At 63.6% G+C, this 16515-nt stretch carries 15 protein-coding genes; 6 read left to right on the plus strand and 9 right to left on the minus strand.

The genetic code is table 11. From position 1 onward, the window contains the following. Window positions 1-88: 88 nt before the first annotated feature. From gdhA to ettA, 6 genes are all read right to left on the minus strand, one after another. Window positions 89-1426: an NADP-specific glutamate dehydrogenase gene (gene gdhA / locus OUY36_RS04435; protein WP_063544239.1), complete on the minus strand. Its 1338-nt coding sequence runs from the start codon at window positions 1424-1426 to the stop codon at window positions 89-91. Window positions 1427-1693: 267 nt separating this feature from the next. After that, window positions 1694-2479, minus strand: coding sequence for a biofilm regulation diguanylate cyclase SiaD (gene siaD, locus OUY36_RS04440; RefSeq protein ID WP_267936943.1), 786 nt, complete (start codon window positions 2477-2479; stop codon window positions 1694-1696). Between the two features lie 12 nt (window positions 2480-2491). After that, entirely contained in the window at window positions 2492-2869 is a 378-nt protein-coding gene (gene siaC, locus OUY36_RS04445; protein ID WP_110778059.1) for a biofilm regulation phosphoprotein SiaC, read from the minus strand. A gap of 17 nt (window positions 2870-2886) precedes the next feature. Further along, on the minus strand, window positions 2887-3429 hold the full coding sequence (siaB, locus tag OUY36_RS04450) for a biofilm regulation protein kinase SiaB (protein ID WP_267936944.1): 543 nt from the start codon (window positions 3427-3429) through the stop codon (window positions 2887-2889). A 15-nt stretch (window positions 3430-3444) separates the two neighbouring features. Further along, the gene (siaA, locus tag OUY36_RS04455; protein WP_267936945.1) at window positions 3445-5436 is read right to left on the minus strand and encodes a biofilm regulation protein phosphatase SiaA; all 1992 of its coding nucleotides are present in this window, start codon (window positions 5434-5436) and stop codon (window positions 3445-3447) included. Window positions 5437-5600: 164 nt separating this feature from the next. Further along, complete coding sequence (gene ettA, locus OUY36_RS04460; protein WP_267936946.1) at window positions 5601-7268, minus strand: energy-dependent translational throttle protein EttA; 1668 nt, start codon at window positions 7266-7268, stop codon at window positions 5601-5603. Between the two features lie 265 nt (window positions 7269-7533). Here ettA and glyA point away from each other — a divergent pair, with 265 nt between their 5' ends. The 3 genes from glyA to OUY36_RS04475 all read left to right on the plus strand — a co-directional run bounded on the left by glyA (window position 7534) and on the right by OUY36_RS04475 (window position 9817). Further along, window positions 7534-8787 carry a serine hydroxymethyltransferase gene (gene glyA, locus OUY36_RS04465; protein ID WP_267936947.1) on the plus strand — a complete coding sequence of 418 codons (1254 nt, stop codon included), beginning with the start codon at window positions 7534-7536 and terminating at the stop codon, window positions 8785-8787. 143 nt (window positions 8788-8930) lie between these two features. Next, window positions 8931-9392, plus strand: coding sequence for a methyltransferase family protein (locus tag OUY36_RS04470; protein ID WP_063544250.1), 462 nt, complete (start codon window positions 8931-8933; stop codon window positions 9390-9392). 56 nt (window positions 9393-9448) lie between these two features. Next, window positions 9449-9817, plus strand: coding sequence for a PilZ domain-containing protein (locus OUY36_RS04475; protein WP_063544252.1), 369 nt, complete (start codon window positions 9449-9451; stop codon window positions 9815-9817). A 5-nt stretch (window positions 9818-9822) separates the two neighbouring features. Here the strand turns inward: OUY36_RS04475 and radA are convergent, their stop codons facing one another. Beyond that, window positions 9823-11184, minus strand: a complete 1362-nt coding sequence (gene radA, locus OUY36_RS04480; RefSeq protein WP_063544254.1) for a DNA repair protein RadA — start codon at window positions 11182-11184, stop codon at window positions 9823-9825. A gap of 116 nt (window positions 11185-11300) precedes the next feature. Between radA and OUY36_RS04485 the strand changes: the two genes are divergently transcribed. Continuing rightward, window positions 11301-11735: a CopD family protein gene (locus OUY36_RS04485; protein ID WP_014821457.1), complete on the plus strand. Its 435-nt coding sequence runs from the start codon at window positions 11301-11303 to the stop codon at window positions 11733-11735. Between the two features lie 57 nt (window positions 11736-11792). Here the strand turns inward: OUY36_RS04485 and OUY36_RS04490 are convergent, their stop codons facing one another. Further along, window positions 11793-12062, minus strand: coding sequence for a YdcH family protein (locus OUY36_RS04490; protein ID WP_267936948.1), 270 nt, complete (start codon window positions 12060-12062; stop codon window positions 11793-11795). 220 nt (window positions 12063-12282) lie between these two features. On the opposite strand from OUY36_RS04490, the gene mscL reads away from it, so the two are divergent. Continuing rightward, window positions 12283-12693, plus strand: coding sequence for a large-conductance mechanosensitive channel protein MscL (gene mscL / locus OUY36_RS04495; protein WP_110779024.1), 411 nt, complete (start codon window positions 12283-12285; stop codon window positions 12691-12693). Window positions 12694-12750: 57 nt separating this feature from the next. On the opposite strand, the gene OUY36_RS04500 is transcribed toward mscL, so the two are convergent. Next, a complete protein-coding gene (locus OUY36_RS04500) occupies window positions 12751-13779 on the minus strand; it encodes a cytochrome-c peroxidase (RefSeq protein WP_267938086.1) in 1029 nt (342 codons plus the stop codon). Between the two features lie 276 nt (window positions 13780-14055). On the opposite strand from OUY36_RS04500, the gene OUY36_RS04505 reads away from it, so the two are divergent. Next, the gene (locus tag OUY36_RS04505; protein WP_063544262.1) at window positions 14056-16494 is read left to right on the plus strand and encodes a Lon protease family protein; all 2439 of its coding nucleotides are present in this window, start codon (window positions 14056-14058) and stop codon (window positions 16492-16494) included. The last annotated feature ends 21 nt before the right edge of the window (window positions 16495-16515 follow it).

Genomic DNA, 16515 nt, shown 5'->3' on the forward strand with positions numbered 1-16515 from the left:
CGGGAAGCCCCGCAAAGCAAAAGCCCCCGCCGGACGATCCGACGGGGGCTTTGTCTTTCTGGCCGAAGCTTGCCGGTCGGCGCAGCCGTTACACGACGCCCTGGGCCAGCATGGCATCGGCGACCTTGACGAAGCCGGCGATGTTGGCGCCTTTGACGTAGTTGATCCGGCCGTTTTCCTCGCCATGGGCGACGCAGGCGTGGTGGATCGACTGCATGATGCCGTGCAGCTTGGTATCCACCTCACCGGCGGTCCAGTGCAGGCGCATGGCGTTCTGGCTCATCTCCAGGCCGCTACAGGCCACACCGCCGGCATTGGATGCCTTGCCCGGTGCATAGAGGATGCCGGCCTCGAGGAACAGATCCACGGCTTCCAGGGTCGACGGCATGTTCGCGCCTTCGGCCACGCAGATGCAGCCGTTCTTCAGCAATGCGCGGGCGTCTTCGCCATCCAGTTCGTTCTGCGTGGCGCAGGGCAGGGCGATGTCGCACGGCAGGTTCCACGGACGCTGATCGGCCAGGTAGGTCACGCCGAACTGCGTGCCCATCTCCTCGAGGCGACCGCGACGAACGTTCTTCAGGTCCATCAGGTAGGTCCACTGCTCGGCAGTCATGCCGTCCGGGAAGTGCAGCGTGCCGCCCGAGTCGGACAGCGAGACGACCCGTCCACCCAGCTCCATGACCTTCTGCGCCGCGTACTGTGCGACGTTGCCGGAACCGGAGATCGCCACGCGCTTGCCGTCGAAGCTGCTGTGGCTGCTCTTGAGCATTTCCTCGGCGAAGTACACGCAGCCGTAGCCGGTGGCTTCCGGGCGGATCAGGCTGCCGCCATAGGCCAGGCCCTTGCCGGTCAGGACGGAGGTGAACTGGTTGGACAGGCGCTTGTACTGGCCGAAGAGGAAGCCGATCTCGCGACCGCCGACGCCGATGTCACCGGCTGGCACGTCGAGGTCGGCGCCGATGTGGCGGTACAGCTCGCTCATGAACGACTGGCAGAAGCGCATGACCTCGTTGTCGCTCTTGCCCTTGGGATTGAAGTCCGAGCCGCCCTTGCCGCCGCCCATGGGCAGCGAGGTGAGGGAGTTCTTGAAGACCTGCTCGAAGGCCAAGAACTTGAGCACGCCGAGATTGACCGAGGGATGAAAGCGCAGACCACCTTTGTACGGGCCGATGGCGCTGTTCATCTGGATGCGGAAACCGCGGTTGACCTGAACGCGGCCCTGATCGTCGACCCACGGCACGCGGAAGATGATGGCGCGCTCCGGCTCCACCATGCGCTCGATGATGCCGGCCTGCATGTAATGCGGGTGGGCTTCGAGGAACGGCCAGAGGCTGCGAACCACCTCTTCGACCGCCTGGTGGAACTCGGGTTGGTGGGGGTCGCGTTGCTTCAGTCGGGCGAGAAAGGCATCAACGGTTTCGATCATCAGTAGGCCCTCGGCGACCGCTTGTTGGCAGTCATTGATAATTTTGGCGGGCGACTGTAACAAACCTGATTTGCACCGCGGAAGTGCGTTATTGCTCGGCTGTGCCTTTCAGTGGTGCGTAGATAGGTAAGCCAGCTGGCGTGAGGTATCGCGCAGAGCGCCTCTGGGGCGGTTGTTTCAAGGTGCTTCAGGAGAGCTGAAACTGAAGCCGGATCAATTAGCGCCAAAATGGCGCATTGAGTGCGTCATTATTGTGCGCTGGCGGAGTTAGTCCGCCAGTTCGCAGCGGTTGCGACCACTGCGCTTGGCGCGCAGCAGGGCCAGGTCGGCGCGGTTGATGGTATTGGAGTAGGTTTCGTCGGCATGCAGTTCGGCGATGCCCATGCTGGCGGTGACGCCGAGCAGGTCGTCGTTTACCCGCACGCCCAGAGACGAGATGCTGTCACCCAGGCGGCGCATGACCGTTTGGGCGGTCGCGGCCGTGCACTCGGGCATCAGGATGAGGAATTCTTCGCCGCCCCAGCGCCCGCACAGATCATGTTCGCGTATTTCCGACTCCATGACCCGCACCACCTCGATCAGCACCCGGTCACCGACTTCATGGCCGTACTCGTCGTTGATCACCTTGAAACGATCGATATCCAGCATCACCACGGCCAGCGGTCGCGCATAGAGCTTGGCGCGCTCGCTTTCCTCGCGCAAGCGTTCGGTGAGCAGGCGGCGGTTGGCGATCCCGGTGAGGGAGTCCAGGGTCGAGGCCTCACGCAGCGAGGCGTTGAGGTCCTGCATCATCATTTGGTAGCGGTCAGAGATGCGCGCGACCTTTTCCAGCTGGCGCAGCTGCTTGTCGAAACGCGCCGCCAGGCTCAGCTCGCGTTCGCGGGCGATGCTCTGGTAGCCATCCGACACGCGAGCGATGCGCTCGATGCGCCCGAGCAGATCGTGATGGGCGCTCCACAGCTGGCTGAGGGCCTCCTTCAGTGGGTGGCCTTCGAACTCTGGATTGGCAAGGAGACCGGCGATCTCCTGTTCTAGCGGCGATGGCCCGCGCATATCGACCTTCCGTCAGTCGTGGCTCTGGATGGCAAAGGGGAAGGTGCAGTCTTCCTTGAACTCTTCGGCCAGCTCGACCACACGCTCGTTGCGGATGTCGTAGTACCAGTTGACTGCCACCTGGCGACCGTCCTGGAAGGCCGCTTCGAGCAGGTCGAAGATGTCCATCATCGCCTTGATGCTGCTGGTGTTGAGGTACAGCAGGCGCAGCTCGAGGCTGAGTGGGTGGCTGGCCTGGGCGAGAAAGCGCTCGATCCACTCGTAGACCTGATGGAACAGCTCGTAGGAATTCTCAGGGTAGGAATCGCCCCGCATCGAGACGATGCCTTTTTCCCAGTCGGACTGGATTTCAGGGGTGGACTGGCTGCCGGGGATGGAAAAGTCGTTCATGGGGATGCTCTTGGGATTCAGATGACGGCGCTCAGGCTGATGAAGGACAGTTCGTCGGAGACTGGCTGCAACGAGGCGTTGAGCGGTTCGCTGGACTTGCGGGCGATGTCGATCAGGCCAAGCCCTGCGCCAGACGCCACGTGCTCGTCGCGCGGCTTGCGCAGTTGTTCCTTGTACAAAGCCTTCAGTTCGGCTTTGTCCTTCTTCGCCAGTTCCGCGATGGCATCGAGCAGTACCTGGCCATCGGCGGTTTCGATCAGGTTGCCGGCCGAGACGACGTAGCGGCCCTGCTCATCGCGGGCGACCACTACGGTGGCCCCGGCCTGCTGATCGGACCAGTTCTTCACGCGGGTGTAATGACGGATGTTCTGGGTCATCTCGATGTATACGGCGAACACATCCATGGCCGAGGAAGGGTGCGCTTGCTCCTCGCTCATGTAGTTGCGCAGCGCGTTGCCGATTTCTTCGATCAGACTGCGTGAGATGGGGCCGTTGAAGCACAGCATGATCTGTTGCTGGTTGTAGGATTCGCGCATCGCGAACATGTCAATGGAGGCCATGGCCAACTCCCTGTCTCAATCGAAACGGAAACATAACATCGTGATGTCGTCGCGCTGCGGAAAATCGCCCTGGTAGCGCGCCAGCGCACGGCTGAACGCCTCGCCCTGCTCGGCCAGTGGCAGCTGCGCGTGCTCGCGGATCATGCTGGCGAAGCGGCTGTTGCCGAAGCCGTAGCCCTGATCGCCGCCAGCCTGGTCGAGAAATCCGTCGGTGGTCATGTAGAAGGTGCGTCCCGGCAGCAGGTCGATGCAGGTGTTGTGGTATTCGCCGACCCGCTTGTCACCGATGGAGCGTCGGGCCGCCTTGATTTCCTGCACCTCTGCGCCGTCGCAGTAGTACAAGGCAATCTTCGCGCCGGAATAATGCACCTTGCGCTGGCGAAGATCGACATAGGCCAGGCCGATATCCATGTTCGTGGCCAGGGCGTGGGAGCCGTTCTCGTCACGAAGCATGCTGCGCACGATGGCATCGGTGCGTGAAAGTGCCGCAGCCGGATCCTGCAGGCCACTACTGCCCAGCGCCTGGTCGATGGCCGCATGGGCGAGCATGGTCATCAGTGCGCCGGGAACGCCGTGGCCGGCGCAGTCGACGACGCCAAACAAGCAGCCTTGCTCGTCGGCGCGGTACACGTAGAAATCGCCGCCGACAACATCACGCGGCCGCCAGAGCACCGCATGGCGGTCACCCATGGCGGTCACCAACTGGCGGTTGGGCAGGATGGAGCGCTGGATCAGGCTGGCGTAATCGATGGAGTCGTCGATCTTCTTGTGTGCTGCTGCCATCTCGCGATTGGCCTGCTCGAGGTCACGGGTGCGCTCGCGTACGCGCTTCTCCAGTTCGCTGGTGTGGCTGCGGACCTGTTGCGCCATGGTGCCGAAGGCTGCACTGAGTTCGCCGATCTCGTCCTGGCGATGCAGCGGCAGCGGCGCGTCGTACTGCCCGGCCGCCAGCGCCTGGGCGCTGCGGCGTAGCTGGCGCAGTGGCTTGAGCACGCGCTTTTCCACCAGCCAGGCGCCGCCGCCGATCAGCAGCAGGAACAGCACCAGGAACAGGCCGATGGCCGGCAGCAGCGGGCGGATCTCGACCACCTGCGCGGTGCCCAGGTCGACGGCGCTGGCGACGAACCACTGCAGTTCAGGAATCCAGCTCAGCGCCAGCAAGCGGGGCGCGCCGTCCAGAGTGACGCGCAACGTCGTCACTGTGCCGGGGTTTTCGCGGCTTTCCGCCATCGCCTGACGCACTGCCGAGGCCGCGCTCAGGTCGTCGAGCTGGCCGAGAATGCTCGTCGACAAGGAGCGTCCGCGCGCGGTTTCGGCATTCAGGGTGACCAGATTCTGGTTCGGGTGGACCAGGATCGAGCCATAGGCATCGAGCACCATCGACTCGACACCTACCTTGCCAGAGGCGATGAAGTCATCGAGAAAGGCCTTCAGGCTGATACCCGAGCCGACCAGGCCCAGGCGGCGCTCGCCATCGCGTACCTGCACGTTGAACCATACCTTCAGCTCGCCGGTCACCACCGAGCGATCGACGTTGATGGCGTAAGGGGCATCGCTTTGCAGGGTCAGGTAGAACCACTCGTCGCGCGGGTTGTCCGGACTCATCTGATAGCGCGGCGCATCGCTGCGTGGCTGGTCGGGCCCGTTGGAGTAGTAACTGTTGCTATGCGCCGACGCGGCGAAGTAGGCGTGATCGCCGAGTGCCTGCTGGTAGCCGGCGGCTTCCTTGAAAAAGATCTCACGCTTGGCTGGATCGCGCTCATCGCTCAGCCAGGCGAGGGTCAGCTGCGAGGCCGCCAGCCGTTGAGCCAGGGCCAGCTCACGGGAGACCGGCGCGAACAGGCGCTCGCGGTTGAGTTGCACGACATTGCGTGCATAGGCTTCGCCAAAGCGATGCTGCACACCGAGCAGCGCTTCGCGGCCGATGAAGCCGGCAAACACGAAGGCCAGCAGGCAGCTGAGCAACAAGGCCAGCAGTGATTTGCCGCGCAGTCCCAAGGCTGCCATGCGAGTTCCTTTCCTGTCGCGAAGTCGTGGCGCGGTAGATGATTGCCGGCCGGGGTCAGAGAGGGCGGCAATTATCCGACATAAGGCACTTTGCTACTAGTTCGTTCGTCGTCTTTATGACGCAAGAACGGAGCCATAAGGCTCCGTTCGGGTTTTCCACAGCGTTATTGCGCGAGCTTCTTGTACTTGACGCGGTGCGGCTGGGAGGCGGCTTCACCGAGGCGTTTCTTGCGATCGGCTTCGTACTCGGTGTAGTTGCCTTCGAAGAACACCACGCTGCCATCGTCCTCGTAGGACAGGATGTGGGTGGCGACCCGGTCAAGGAACCAGCGGTCGTGAGAGATCACGATGGCCGAACCGGGGAAGTCCAGCAGCGCCTCTTCCAGCGAGCGCAGGGTCTCGACGTCGAGGTCGTTGGACGGTTCGTCGAGCAGCAGCACGTTGGCGCCCTGCTTGAGGGTCAGCGCCAGGTGCAGGCGACCGCGCTCCCCGCCGGAGAGGTCCTTGACGAACTTCTGCTGGTCGGCGCCCTTGAAGTTGAAGCGGCCGACGTAGCTGCGCGACGGTACCTCGTAGTTGCCGATGCGGATCTGGTCGAGGCCGTCGGAAACCGCTTCCCAGACCGTCTTGCCGCCGTCCAGGTCGTCACGGCTCTGGTCAACGCAGGCCAGCTGCACGGTTTCGCCGATCTCGATGCTGCCCGAATCCGGGGTTTCCTTGCCCATCAGCATGCGGAACAGCGTGGACTTGCCCGCGCCGTTGCCGCCGATCACGCCGACGATGGCGCCCTTCGGTACGCTGAAGGACAGGTCGTCGATCAGTACGCGATCGCCGTAGCCCTTGCGCACGTTCTTCAGCTCGATGACCTTGTCGCCCAGGCGCTGGCCGGCCGGGATGTAGATCTCGTTGGTCTCGCTGCGCTTCTGGAATTCCTGCGACTGCATCTCCTCGAAGCGCTGCAGGCGGGCCTTGGACTTGGACTGGCGGGCCTTGGCGCCCTGGCGCACCCACTCCAGTTCCGCCTTCATGGCCTTCTTGTGTGCCGACTCCTGTTTGGCTTCCTGCTCCAGGCGCGCGGCCTTGGCTTCCAGCCACTGCGAGTAGTTGCCCTCGAACGGTATGCCCTGGCCGCGGTCGAGTTCGAGAATCCAGCCGGCGACGTTGTCGAGGAAGTAGCGGTCGTGGGTGATCGCCACCACGGTGCCGGGGAAATCGTGGAGGAAATGCTCCAGCCAGGCCACCGAGTCGGCGTCCAGGTGGTTGGTCGGTTCGTCCAGCAACAGCATGTCGGGGGCCGACAGCAGCAGGCGGCACAGCGCGACGCGGCGCTTCTCGCCACCGGACAGGTGGCCGACCTTGGCGTCCCACGGCGGCAGGCGCAGTGCGTCGGCGGCGACTTCCAGCTGGCGCTCCAGGTTGTGGCCATCGGAGGCCTGCAGGATCGCCTCGAGCTTGGCCTGCTCGGCGGCCAGCGCGTCGAAGTCGGCGTCTGGCTCGGCATAGGCGGCATAGACGGCATCCAGACGGGTCTGGGCGTCCTTGATCACGCTGACCGCTTCCTCGACGATCTCGCGCACGGTCTTCTCGGGATCGAGCTGCGGCTCCTGCGGCAGGTAGCCGACATTGATGCCCGGCATGGCGCGGGCTTCGCCGTCGAACTCGGTGTCGACGCCGGCCATGATGCGCAGCAGGGTGGACTTACCGGCGCCGTTCAGGCCGAGCACGCCGATCTTGGCGCCGGGGAAGAACGACAGGGAAATGTTCTTGAGGATCTCACGCTTCGGCGGAACGACCTTGCTCAGCCGGTGCATGGTGTAGACGTATTGAGCCATGGAAACAGATGCCCGTGACAGTGGTGATGGATGCCGCCCCGAAGCCGCCAGGGCCGGGAAGAAAAGGGTGGCATGTAAAGGGCGCAAAGCTACCCGAATGGGCCGGTCAGGGCAAACCGCGGCGGTGCTGTCGGTGGGGCCTGCACGGGTCGGTAGGGCGCTCGCGTTCATGCTGACCATGACCAGCGCTCATACCCGCAACGGCGTGGATGGGGTAGAATCCGCGCCTCACTTTTTAACCGCCAGCTGACCTCAGAGGACTGCCATGTTCAGCCGTGATTTGACCCTCGCCAAATACGACGCCGAGCTTTTCGCTGCCATGCAGCAGGAAGCCAAGCGTCAGGAAGACCACATCGAGCTGATCGCCTCGGAGAACTACACCAGCCCGGCGGTGATGGAAGCCCAGGGTTCGGTGCTGACCAACAAGTACGCCGAAGGCTACCCGGGCAAGCGCTACTACGGCGGTTGCGAGTACGTCGACGTGGTCGAGCAGCTGGCCATCGATCGCGCCAAGGAGCTGTTCGGCGCCGACTACGCCAACGTCCAGCCGCACGCAGGCTCCCAGGCCAACGCCGCGGTTTACCTCGCCCTGCTCAGTGCCGGTGACACCATCCTCGGCATGAGCCTGGCCCACGGCGGCCACCTGACCCACGGCGCTTCCGTGTCGTCCTCCGGCAAGCTGTACAACGCCGTGCAGTACGGCATCAACGATCAAGGCCTGATCGACTACAACGAAGTCGAGCGCCTGGCCGTCGAGCACAAGCCGAAGATGATCGTCGCCGGCTTCTCCGCCTATTCGCAGAAGCTGGACTTCGCCCGCTTCCGCGAGATCGCCGACAAGGTCGGTGCCTATCTCTTCGTCGACATGGCGCACGTCGCCGGTCTGGTTGCTGCTGGCGTTTACCCGAACCCGGTACCGTTCGCCGACGTCGTTACCACCACCACCCACAAGACCCTGCGCGGCCCGCGCGGCGGCCTGATCTTGGCCAAGAAGAACGAGGAGATCGAGAAGAAGCTCAACTCCGCGGTCTTCCCGGGCGCCCAGGGCGGCCCGCTGGAGCATGTCATCGCGGCCAAGGCGGTGTGCTTCAAGGAAGCCCTGCAGCCCGAGTTCAAGGCCTACCAGCAGCAGGTGGTGAAGAATGCCCAGGCCATGGCGGAAGTGTTCATCCAGCGCGGCTTCGACGTGGTTTCCGGCGGCACCCAGAACCACCTGTTCCTGCTGTCGCTGATCAAGCAGGACATCACCGGTAAGGACGCGGACGCCGCCCTGGGTCGCGCCCACATCACCGTGAACAAGAACAGCGTGCCGAACGATCCGCGTTCGCCGTTCGTCACCTCCGGCCTGCGCATTGGTACTCCGGCGGTCACCACTCGTGGTTTCGGCGAAACCGAGTGCCGCGAGCTGGCCGGCTGGATCTGCGACATCCTCGACAACATGGGCGACGAGTCGGTGATTGAAGCGGTCCGTGGCAAGGTCGAAGCCGTCTGCGCCAAGTTCCCGGTGTACGGCAACTAAGCGTCAAGGCGCTGCAAACGGAAGGCCCGCGCAAGCGGGCTTTCTGCTTTCTGCCTCCGGCAACCGCTGATGGCTTGATCCTGATCGGTCGCTTCGGGCGTGCGCCGCGCTAGACTCCGCACACCGCTCATCGGAGTTCTGGCATGTTCAAAAACGCCACTGGCGTGATCCTTCCTCCGCCAATCATCTATCTGCTGTTTCTCGCAATTGCCTGGTTGCTCGAGGCGCTGCTGCCCGTCGCGCTACCGAAGAATATCTGGACGGATTACCTCGGTTGGGGGCTGATTGATGCCGGCGTATTGCTGATGCTCTGGGCCGGTTTGTTGATGCTCTGGCGCAAGACCACGGTCAATCCCTACGGCAAGCCGGCGAAATTGTTGGAGGAGGGGCCGTTCCGCTTTTCGCGCAATCCGATCTACCTGGCCGACAGCCTCATTTACCTCGGCATCGCGCTGCTATGGGCGTCGCTGTGGCCGTGGCTGCTGTTCCCTGCGGTGATCGTGACCATGCAGCGTGGCGTCATCGTGCATGAGGAGCGGCTGCTCATCCAGCTGTTCGGCGATGACTATCGGGCCTACTGCGCGCGCGTCCGCCGCTGGTTGTGACGGCGGCTTCGGCTGGTACTGTCCTATAGTGAACCCAGACTTCGCGGAGTAATGCCATGAGTGATTCGTCCAGTGAGCGCCGGCGCTTTCAGCGCATCGAGTTCGACGCAGCCACCGAACTGGTGCAGGGTGAGCGTTGCTGGTCGGTGGAGCTGCATGACCTGTCGCTGAAGGGGCTGCTGGTTTGTCGTCCCGCCGACTGGAGCGCTGACGCCGAGCAACCCTTCGTGGCACGGGTGCGCCTTGCCGACGACGCCGAGGTGCGCATGGAGGTAAGCATGGCTCATGAGGAAGGCGAGTTGATCGGCTTCGTCTGCCAGCACATCGACCTCGACTCGATCGCTCATTTGCGACGTCTGGTCGAACTCAACCTTGGTGACGAAGCGCTGCTGGAGCGCGAGCTGGCAGCGTTGGGTGGCGCCTAGCCGGCTCACTCGAACAGCGCGTCGAGGGCCTGCTCCAGGCGCGTCACGGCAATGATCTGCAGGCCGGGCGGGGCCTCCTTCGGGGCATTGCCCTTGGGCACGATGGCGCGCTTGAAACCGTGCTTGGCGGCTTCCTTCAGGCGTTCCTGGCCGCTCGGCACCGGGCGGATCTCGCCCGACAAGCCCACCTCACCGAACACCAGCAGGTCGGTGTCCAGCGGGCGATTGCGCAGGCTGGATATCACCGCAGCCATAAGGGCGAGGTCCGCAGCGGTCTCCAGCACCTTCACGCCGCCTACTACGTTGATGAACACGTCCTGGTCATAGGTCGGGATGCTGCCATGGCGGTGCAGCACGGCCAGCAGCATGGCCAGGCGGTTTTGATCCAGACCCAGGGTCACGCGGCGCGGGTTGGCCAGGTGGCTGGTGTCGACCAGGGCTTGCACTTCCACCAGCATCGGCCGGGTGCCTTCCCAGGTGGCCATCACCACGCTGCCGGGCACTGCCTCCTGGGCGCGGGTGAGGAAGATCGCCGAGGGGTTGGTGACTTCCTTCAGGCCCTTGTCGGTCATGCCGAACACGCCGAGTTCGTTGACGGCGCCGAAGCGGTTCTTCACCGCGCGCAACAGGCGCAGGCGGCCATCGGATTCGCCCTCGAAATACAGCACCGTATCGACCATGTGCTCGAGCACGCGCGGGCCGGCCAGCGCGCCTTCTTTGGTGACGTGGCCGACCAGGAAGATCGCCGTGCCACTCTGTTTGGCGAAACGCACCAGCAACGCCGCGCTCTCACGCACCTGGGCTACGCCACCGGGCGCCGATTGCAGCTGCTCGGTGAAGATGGTCTGGATCGAGTCGATGACCATCACCTTGGGCTTTTCCAGCCGCGCGGTGGCGATGATCGACTCGATGCAGGTTTCGGTCATCACCTTGAGCCTGTCCTGCGGCAAGTCCAGACGGCGCGCGCGCATCGCCACCTGCTGCTGGGATTCCTCGCCGGTGACATACAGCGCCGGGAAGCGCTGGGCGATGGCGCACAGGGTTTGCAGCAGGATGGTCGACTTGCCGATGCCTGGGTCGCCGCCGATCAGCACCACCGAGCCGTCCACCAGGCCGCCGCCGAGCACGCGGTCCAGCTCGCCGGAGGCGGTGGAGAAGCGCGGCATTTCTTCGACGCTGACTTCGGCCAGGGTCTTGATGTTGGCCTGATCCCCGGCCCAGCCGGCGCGGCCGGACGGTGGCGCGGCGCCGTCGATGACGGTTTCGACCAGGGTGTTCCAGGCGCCACAGTCGCCGCACTGGCCGGCCCACTTGGGGAAGGTCGAGCCGCATTCGGTGCAGCCATACATGCGCTTGGCCTTGGCCATGGGAAACTCCGCGTCGGGGAATGGGTGTCGCATGATAACGGCTGACTTGATTGCCATCAGCCACAAGCGGCGCGGGAACCGCCAGACTGTAAACAAATCGAGCAGGAGTGCGTGCCATGCGTCATCTGTTGTTTCTGCATCTACTGGGAGCGAGCGTCTGGGTCGGCGGGCATCTGGTACTGCTGTTCAGTGTTCTGCCGGGTGCCCTGCGTCGCCGCGATGTGCAACCGGTACGCCAGTTCGAACAACTCTACGAGCGCGTCGGGATTCCTGCGCTGCTGGTGCAGATCGTCAGCGGGCTCTGGCTGGCCAGCCTCTGGCTGCCCCATGGGCAATGGTTCGATTCGTCGCCCATGGCGCATCTGGTGCAAGCAAAGCTAGTACTGCTCGGATTTACCGCGCTGCTCGGCGTGCATGCGCGGCTGGCACTGATTCCCAAGCTGGATGCGCAGCGCCTGCCGCAACTGGGGCTGCACATCGTGCTGATCACCCTGACGGCGGTTGCCTTCGTCTGGGTCGGCTCCGGATTTCGCTTCGGTGGATTGTTCTAGCGGGTCAGACAGCAAGAAGCCCGCGCATGGCGGGCTTCTCTTCACGGGTAGGCGCTATCAGCCGCAGCAACCGCCGCAGCAGCTGCCCGAGGCGCGCTTGATGTCGCGGGCGATGTCGTCCTTCATGTTCACGCGCTCTTGCTTGAGCGCACTGAGCGCGGCATCGTCGAGGGTTTCGACGCCGTCTTCGACGCGGCAGATGCGCTTGTCCAGCGCCTCGTATTCTTCGGCCTTGCGGGCGAAGACCGGGTCTTCCTGACGCAGCTTCTGCAGTTGCTCGCGCTTTTCAGGGAAGTCCTTGATCAGGGGGTGGTGTTCGACGTGCATGGAATCGCTCCGGGTGTCAGGAAGGGCTCTACCTTATTCGCCCGTCCGGCAGAACCGGTTGACGGCGATCAAGCGAACCTCATTCGCAATAACCGGTCGATGAAAGGCACATCGGCGTGGCTTGTACCGATTGCGCCGCCTATGCTCTACGACGGCGCTCCGCGCCAGGATGCTGCGCCATTTCAGGCAAGCCTGCGACTACCAGAAGGATGATGCGAATATGAGTCTGATCAGCGAGTTCAAGGCGTTCGCCGTGCGCGGCAACGTCGTCGACATGGCGGTGGGGATCATCATCGGCGCCGCGTTCGGCAAGATCGTGTCGTCGTTCGTCGATGGCGTGGTCATGCCGCCGCTGGGGCTGCTGATCGGTGGAGTCGATTTCACCGATCTCGCCATCGTGCTCAAGGATGCTGTTGGGGATACCCCGGCCGTGCTGCTGCGTTACGGCGCGTTCATCCAGACGGTGGTGGATTTCGTGATCATTGCATTTGCCATCTTCATGGCGATCAAGGCGATCAACCAGCTCAAGCGCAAGGAAGCCGAGGCGCCGTCGGCACCACCGGCGCCCTCGAAGGAGGAGCTGTTGCTGACCGAGATCCGGGACCTGCTCAAGGAGCAGAATGGTCGGTGAGGGCGTGCGGCTGTACGGACGGAAACCCGGCGCGCTGCGCCGGGTTCTTGAATGCATTCACTCCGGCTTGGGAGTGTCTGCGGTGCTGGGCGGCAGCACGGGATAGACCACCTGCGGCTGGTCGCCGGTCACGCTGTGCAGGAAGGCGGTGATGGCGCTGACTTCGTCCGGGTTGAGCTGCTGGCCGAGCTGGCTGTCACCCATGATGGCCACCGCCTGCTCGAGTTCCCAGACCTCGCCGCTGTGGAAGTACGGCGGTGTCAGCGCGACGTTACGCAGCGGCGCAGCGCGGAATACGTACTCGTCGCTGGCGGTATTGGTCACCGCGAAGCGGCCCTTGTCGCCAGTCGGCAACACGTCAGCCCCTGGCTTCTTGATCACGCCGAAGGGGAAATAGCCCTGGCCACCCAGGTTCACCCCGTTGTGGCAGGCCGAGCAGCCGGTGTCCATGAACAGAGCCAGGCCTTGCTTCTGCTTGTCGTCCAGCGCCTTGTCGTCGCCCTTGAGGAAGCGGTCGAACGGTGAGTTCGGCGTTGTCAGGCTGACCTCGAAGGCTTCCAGTGCATAGGCCATGTTGTCGAAGCTGACCGGTTCCTTGTCCTTGGGGAAGGCCTTCTTGAACTCGGCGGCGTACTCCGGAATGCTCTTGAGCGTGGCGACGACGCGCTCGGGGGTGCTGTTCATTTCGACGCTCGCCTGAACCGGGCCCTTGGCCTGTTCCTGCAGGTCCTTGGCGCGCCCATCCCAGAACTGCGCGGCGTTGAACACGGCGTTCAGCACGGTTGGCGAATTGCGCGGGCCCTTCTGCCAGCCGTGACCGATGGAGGTCGGCACGTTGTCGCTGCCGCCGATGCTCAGGTTGTGGCAGGTGTTGCAGCTGATGACATGGCTGCTGGAAAGGCGAGGGTCGAACCAGAGTTTGTGACCAAGCATGGCCTGGTCTTCACTGAGCTGGCGACCACGCAGCTCAGTGACCTTGTCCGGGATCGGCTTGAACATCGCATTGGCTCGCTCGCGCAGTTCATCTGCGTTCGCTGCGCTGGTAACGATTAGGCTGCTAAGCAATAGGGTGAGAGAGGGGCGCATCATGGAGGCTCCTTTTGTGTTGGCTGGCTCTAGGAGGCGCCTTTTCGTCAAGTGGCCGGTTGACCCACATCAAGATCTGCGAACAGATCGGACACTAGCGATTGTTTCTACATATGTCGGCATGCGGCGGCCAACGAATGAGCAGCGAACCCCGGTCAGCCACATCCGGCGGTCTCCGGCCAGGAGACACCGGCTTCAACCTTGCGGCGCGGGTGGCTCGGCGCGAGAATGACGCGCATCAATCGTGGCTGCGCGCCACCCCGTCAAGGATTCCCGATGCCTGAAACTGTCGCTGCCGGCCTGCGCCTGGCACCCGATGCGCTGACCCGTCCCTTCGAGCCCAGCCAATTCAACTTCAAGACCACCGCCGAGCTTGAGCCCTTTCTCGGTGTACTCGGCCAGGAGCGCGCGGTCGAGGCGCTGCAGTTTGGCGTGGCGATGCCGCGCCCGGGCTATAACGTCTATGTCATGGGCGAGCCCGGCACCGGGCGTTTCTCCTTCGTGCGACGTTATCTGAAGGCCGAGGGGAAGCGACTGGAGACGCCGTCGGACTGGGTCTATGTGAACAACTTCGACGAGCCGCGCGAGCCTCGCGTGCTCGAGCTGCCCCATGGCGGTGCCGCTGCGTTCATCGCCGACATCAACCAGCTGATCGACAACCTACTGGCCACCTTCCCGGCGGTGTTCGAGCATCCCAGCTTCCAGCAGAAGAAGAGCGCTATCGACCGCGCCTTCAACCAGCGCTACGACAAAGCGCTGGATGTGATCGAAAAGCTCGCGCTGGAAAAGGAAATCGCCCTCTATCGAGACAGCACCAACATCGCCTTCACCCCCATGAAGGAAGGCAAGGCGCTGGACGAAACCGAGTTTGCTCAGCTGCCGGAGAGCGAGCGCGAGCGCTACCACGAGGATATTTCCGCGCTGGAAGTGCGGCTGAACGAGGAGCTGGCGAGCCTGCCGCAGTGGAAGCGCGAGTCGACCAACCAGCTGCGCCAGCTCAACGATGAAACCATCAGCCAGGCGCTGCAGCCGCTGCTCGCGCCGCTGTCCGAGAAATATGCGGAGAACGCCGGTATCGAGGCGTACCTGCAGGCGGTGCAGGTCAACCTGTTGAAGACGGTGGTCGAGCAACTGGTCGACGAGAACCGTCCGGAAGCGCAGAACCGGGTGCTGCTGGAAGAGCAGTACAGCCCGAGCCTGGTGGTCGGCCATCCGGTCGATGGTGGCGCACCGGTGGTATTCGAGCCGCACCCGACCTACGACAACCTGTTCGGTCGCATCGAGTACAACACCGATCAGGGCGCGCTCTACACCAGCTACCGCCAGTTGCGTCCGGGTGCGCTGCACCGCGCCAATGGCGGTTTCCTGATGCTCGAGGCCGAGAAACTGCTCAGCGAGCCCTTTGTATGGGAAGCGCTCAAGCGGGCCCTGCAGTCACGCAAACTGAAGATGGAGTCGCCGCTCGCCGAGCTGGGCCGCCTGGCCACCGTGACGCTGACGCCGCAGGTGATCCCACTGAACGTCAAGGTGATCATCATCGGCTCGCGCCAGCTCTATTACACGCTGCAGGACCTGGATCCGGACTTCCAGGAGATGTTCCGCGTGCTGGTGGACTTCGACGAGGACATCCCGCTGGCCGAGGACAGCCTCGAGCAGTTCGCTCAGCTGATGAAGACCCGCACTTCGGAAGAGGGCATGGCGCCGCTAACCGCCGCGGCCGTCGCGCGTCTGGCTACCTACAGCGCACGCCTGGCCGAACATCAGGGGCGCTTGTCGGCACGTATCGGCGACCTGTTCCAGCTGGTCAGCGAGGCCGATTTCATTCGCCAGCTGGCCAAGGACGAGGTCACCGATGTCGGTCACATCGAGCGTGCGCTGAAGGCCAAGGCCACGCGCACCGGTCGGGTTTCGGCGCGGATACTCGAGGATATCCTCGCCGGGGTGATCCTGATCGACAGCGAAGGCGCAGCGATCGGCAAGTGCAACGGGCTGACGGTGCTGGAAGTCGGCGATTCGGCCTTTGGCATGCCGGCGCGCATCTCCGCCACCGTCTACCCGGGCGGTTCGGGGATCGTCGACATCGAGCGCGAGGTCAATCTCGGCCAGCCGATCCACTCCAAAGGGGTGATGATTCTCACCGGCTACCTCGGCAGCCGCTACGCCCAGGAGTTTCCGCTGGAAATCTCGGCAAGCATCGCGCTCGAGCAGTCCTACGGCTACGTCGACGGTGACAGTGCCTCGCTGGGCGAATGCTGCGCGCTGATCTCGGCGCTGTCGCGCACGCCGCTCAAGCAGTGTTTCGCCATTACCGGCTCGATCAACCAGTTCGGCGAAGTGCAGGCGGTCGGCGGGGTCAACGAGAAGATCGAGGGCTTCTTCCGCCTTTGCGAAGCACGTGGGCTGACCGGCGAGCAGGGGGTGATCATCCCCTTCGCCAACGTCACCACACTGATGCTCGATGAGCGTGTGCTCGAAGCGGTACGCCAGCAGCGATTCCACGTCTATGCTGTAAGACAGGTGGATGAGGCTTTATCGCTTCTGGTCGGCGAAGACGTCGGTGCCGCCAACGAACAGGGACACTTCCCCAAGGGCAGCGTCAACGCCAGGGTGGTCGAGCGTCTGCGTGATATTGCCGAGATCGAAATGGAAGACGAAGGCAAGAGCGAGTCGGCGACCGCCGATCAGGCACCGTCCACGCCTGAGGGTGGAGATTGACTGCGCCATTGTGCGGTTTTT

This window comes from Stutzerimonas sp. R40042, from assembly GCF_026642215.1.
Taxonomy (GTDB): domain Bacteria; phylum Pseudomonadota; class Gammaproteobacteria; order Pseudomonadales; family Pseudomonadaceae; genus Stutzerimonas; species Stutzerimonas frequens.

Excerpts from the sequence above, each read along its gene's own strand:
- gdhA (WP_063544239.1), bottom strand. The coding sequence starts at position 1,426 with ATGATCGAAACCGTTGATGCCTTTCTCGCCCGACTGAAGCAACGCGAC.
- siaD (WP_267936943.1), bottom strand. The coding sequence starts at position 2,479 with ATGCGCGGGCCATCGCCGCTAGAACAGGAGATCGCCGGTCTCCTTGCC.
- siaC (WP_110778059.1), bottom strand. The coding sequence starts at position 2,869 with ATGAACGACTTTTCCATCCCCGGCAGCCAGTCCACCCCTGAAATCCAG.
- siaB (WP_267936944.1), bottom strand. The coding sequence starts at position 3,429 with ATGGCCTCCATTGACATGTTCGCGATGCGCGAATCCTACAACCAGCAA.
- siaA (WP_267936945.1), bottom strand. The coding sequence starts at position 5,436 with ATGGCAGCCTTGGGACTGCGCGGCAAATCACTGCTGGCCTTGTTGCTC.
- ettA (WP_267936946.1), bottom strand. The coding sequence starts at position 7,268 with ATGGCTCAATACGTCTACACCATGCACCGGCTGAGCAAGGTCGTTCCG.
- glyA (WP_267936947.1), top strand. The coding sequence starts at position 7,534 with ATGTTCAGCCGTGATTTGACCCTCGCCAAATACGACGCCGAGCTTTTC.
- OUY36_RS04470 (WP_063544250.1), top strand. The coding sequence starts at position 8,931 with ATGTTCAAAAACGCCACTGGCGTGATCCTTCCTCCGCCAATCATCTAT.
- OUY36_RS04475 (WP_063544252.1), top strand. The coding sequence starts at position 9,449 with ATGAGTGATTCGTCCAGTGAGCGCCGGCGCTTTCAGCGCATCGAGTTC.
- radA (WP_063544254.1), bottom strand. The coding sequence starts at position 11,184 with ATGGCCAAGGCCAAGCGCATGTATGGCTGCACCGAATGCGGCTCGACC.
- OUY36_RS04485 (WP_014821457.1), top strand. The coding sequence starts at position 11,301 with ATGCGTCATCTGTTGTTTCTGCATCTACTGGGAGCGAGCGTCTGGGTC.
- OUY36_RS04490 (WP_267936948.1), bottom strand. The coding sequence starts at position 12,062 with ATGCACGTCGAACACCACCCCCTGATCAAGGACTTCCCTGAAAAGCGC.
- mscL (WP_110779024.1), top strand. The coding sequence starts at position 12,283 with ATGAGTCTGATCAGCGAGTTCAAGGCGTTCGCCGTGCGCGGCAACGTC.
- OUY36_RS04500 (WP_267938086.1), bottom strand. The coding sequence starts at position 13,779 with ATGCGCCCCTCTCTCACCCTATTGCTTAGCAGCCTAATCGTTACCAGC.
- OUY36_RS04505 (WP_063544262.1), top strand. The coding sequence starts at position 14,056 with ATGCCTGAAACTGTCGCTGCCGGCCTGCGCCTGGCACCCGATGCGCTG.